Source organism: Rivularia sp. UHCC 0363 (assembly GCF_034931125.1).
Lineage (GTDB): Bacteria > Cyanobacteriota > Cyanobacteriia > Cyanobacteriales > Nostocaceae > Rivularia.
This window is the reverse complement of the sequence record NZ_JAYGHM010000015.1, coordinates 13,376-16,797: the sequence shown is the minus strand read 5'-3', so window position 1 is coordinate 16,797 and position 3,422 is coordinate 13,376. Positions and strand designations below refer to the sequence as shown.

Annotated in this window: 1 protein-coding gene; it reads right to left on the bottom strand. The window is 33.8% G+C overall.

What is annotated here, in order from left to right:
* Window positions 1-137: 137 nt before the first annotated feature.
* Window positions 138-3,161 carry a hypothetical protein gene (locus tag VB797_RS10695; protein ID WP_323237658.1) on the bottom strand — a complete coding sequence of 1,008 codons (3,024 nt, stop codon included), beginning with the start codon at window positions 3,159-3,161 and terminating at the stop codon, window positions 138-140.
* Between the last annotated feature and the right edge of the window lie 261 nt (window positions 3,162-3,422).

Genomic DNA, 3,422 nt, shown 5'->3' with positions numbered 1-3,422 from the left:
TGTTTTTATCGAGCGAGCAAGATGCTCGCACTACGAATCTAATAATTACTTCTTTCCTCCGTGTTCTCTGCGTCTAGTAAGGTTTTTTTATCCGTAAGCTTCAGTGGGGAAGGGAGTAATAGTTTTTTCCACAACTATCATTTTTCTATTAAATCAGTTTCCCATACATTTAAAATCTTCTTCACTTCAGTTAAAAACGCTAACAAATTAAATAGCGACTTTCCTCGCATATGATTAAACAAAGAAAGCGCTCCAACCGAATCATCACCGATCAAATTTTCATAGGGATTTAACTTGAGGCTAATTTTGTCCGCTTTCTCATACCGCGAAAAGTGAAACAAAGTCAATAACTGTAATATTTCATTTTTTAAATCTCCGTTAAAAATCAAACCTTTGTAAATATCTTCATCATCTAAAATACCTTGATAAATGTTAGCAAAAGTAGCGTAGGAAATTACACCGTTATAATTGCGATCGCTACTACCAACATTGACACCATTAAATAAATTGAAGAATACAACAGATTTTTTACTGGGGTCATCGACAATATTCGCTAATTCTACTGTATCTTGAATATATAAAGAATCTCCAATCTTTCCTGGAAACTTGCTCGCGTAATATTTATCAAAAAACATCGGATAAATTTTAATATTATCGTGTGTGGATTTCAAAGCCCGAATAACTTCTTTTGACATGAAGAATAATCCATCATCATCTTCCTTTTGCGTCATGTATAAACTACTGGTATAAGGTGCTTTCGCAATGTAAATAAAGCGTCTGTATCCTTGTTGATAGAGTTTAGCAACTCGATCAATTATTACCGTAGGATGACTAAATACCTGTTTTTGTTGGTAATTAGCGGAAAAAGTTTCGATCAATTGTATTCTTACAGCGCCATTTTGACATCTAAAACCTAAAATTTCTCCCATGACGTTAGAAATTTTCTGAGAGCTTTTCCAACTTCTATCGCTTTCCCGACTTGATACTATAACGATCGCCAGATTATCTAGTATTTTCGGAGATGACGCATCATTGAAGGTAAACTTTTTCGGAAGTACTGAATATAGCGAACTAAATACATTAGGTAATTTATATTTTAAACTTCTAATATCTACACCTTGAGCATTAGAACGATGTTCTTCGTTTAATAAATGAGATAATGATTTCGATAAAGATACTATCGATTTTTCTATTGGTGCATCATCTTCTTTATTATGCAAATGCAACCGCAAAATCGGGATAAATAATGGTTTCTGCTCGTGCAATATTACTTTTAGACTCATGTACGCTAACAGAGAAAAAGTAAAATTATAAATAAATAATTGCTGAGACTCTAAGCGATCGTTTTCTAATCTATATGGGAATAATATTAACTTGCGTTGTTTTAAACTTTTATTATAAACATCCTGACAATTGCTATCTTCAAACGGTAAAAACAATACGGGTAAAGCACGAACATTTTTGATGTCGTACTCCATATTAAAACTTTGTCGTTCATCTGATGAAGCGTAATGAATGTCGTTAATAGTGATTTTAGCAGGGAGAGAGCAAAGGGTATTTACTTTCGCACTCGCTTCACCGATGGAGATATATTTAAGAAGTTGTTTGGGATTACCTCTCAAAACAGGTTTAAAAAATGTACTGCTATCAAATATCTCTTGAATATCTCTTTCCAGAATGCTTTTACCTACAGAAATATGTAACGGATATTCTTTAGTAGCAAAATTGCGCTTCGATTGAATCAACTTGCTTAAAGAATTCTTGAGAGTTGTAATTTTATTCTGAATATCATACTTCTCAAAACCCTTAATAATTCCTCGAAAAAGTTTTCTTTTCGCTTCATCATCATCCCCTTTAAGAATTGGTATCACCTTTTCGTCAAATCCGGGAATCGGATTATATTCTAATTCCCAATTTTGATTTCCATCGTTAGTTGATGTTGGACGAAAGGCAAACATCAGATAATATAAAAATACGATTCTTAAAACTTTGCTCGCAAAAGTCTTGTTTTTCAAATCATCGTTTAATTGTTCCTGATGTTCCTTGCTATCTGGATTCAGTAAATTTAAATAATATTCAAATACACTTTTACCACCATAAGCCTGAACTTTACCATCAAACTTAAGTTTCAAACCAAAAATAAACTGAATTTCTCCCTTATCTTCATCTTTCGTCTCTCCTAAATAACCTTCAACTTTGGGAATAATCGGTAAACTATCAAAAGCTTCACCACGAGAAAAAATATCTCTGTAATTTAAGGAAACTCCTGCATAATTCACCAGATAATCACCATCAGCTTTATTGATATCGTTAATATATTCATCTATCTTACGCAAACGTCTGATAGTATCTTGTAAATAAATTGCAGCTTGAGCATTATTAGTAGTATCTGTATTCAAATTCTCGTGAAGAAACTCTAAATAATTTATTTGTGCTTGCTTTTTGAGTTTTCCTAAAGTTTGTCTATCGATAATTTCTCTCAGCTTATAAAAATCGGATTCTACTTTCTCTTTATCTTGATATAAATCATCAAGAATATAGCTTAAATCTTCGCGCTCCGATTCACTTCTATCGCCAAATTCAGCTTTGATATACTTTTCTAAACCCGATCGCAACTGCTCGTTAAATTCTTTAGTTTTCTGTACGCTAATAGTTAACTTGTGAAATCGTAAAAGTTCTTTCCCTTTTTCACTTTTATCAAATACAGTTAATCGCTGCTTTTGTAAATTGTGATAATCCTTGAAAGCATAGGTAAAATCTAAACTAGAACTATTACCTTTAAAACTCTCTAAATCTGTAGCTAGATTTTCTACAAACTGCTGAGTTGATAATGAATGTCGCTCAACTTGAGATGTTAATAAATGCTGCAAGCGATCGTTAATCTCTCGAATTTGTTCGGGAAACTTTTCTGCAAAGCCCGGACTAAAATTCACGGTAGCAGTCTTCGCACCGTTACTAGAAGCACCCAAAGGACTATTTATTGGTAAACTTGCAACTTGATTCGCAACATTATTAATACCAATCAATAATCGTTCTCGATCAGGAGATATCTTAAATATATTTTCATGCTGCGGATTATTTAGAACTTGTAAAATTTTATCTAATAAATCGCTGTAGTCTACGAAAACTAACTCGTTATTTCCCGATTGTAAAGTATTCACCCCGGTAGCTCCAATAGTCACTACTTAATAAGTAATCTTTATCGGTACCCAGACGCTACCGCGATTTAACGTAGGAATTATATTAATATTGTTACTTTGTGAAAGAGGGAGTAGTAAATTGTAGGGTGTGTGACTAGGCTGTTGACTCTATGAGTAATTATTTCTTGTTCCCAGGCACAGCGGGGGGAACGTTTGGCAGGAGGCTCTGCCTAGGGTGTTGACTTTTAACTGGTTCCCAGCCTCCGGCTGGGAACCCATGAC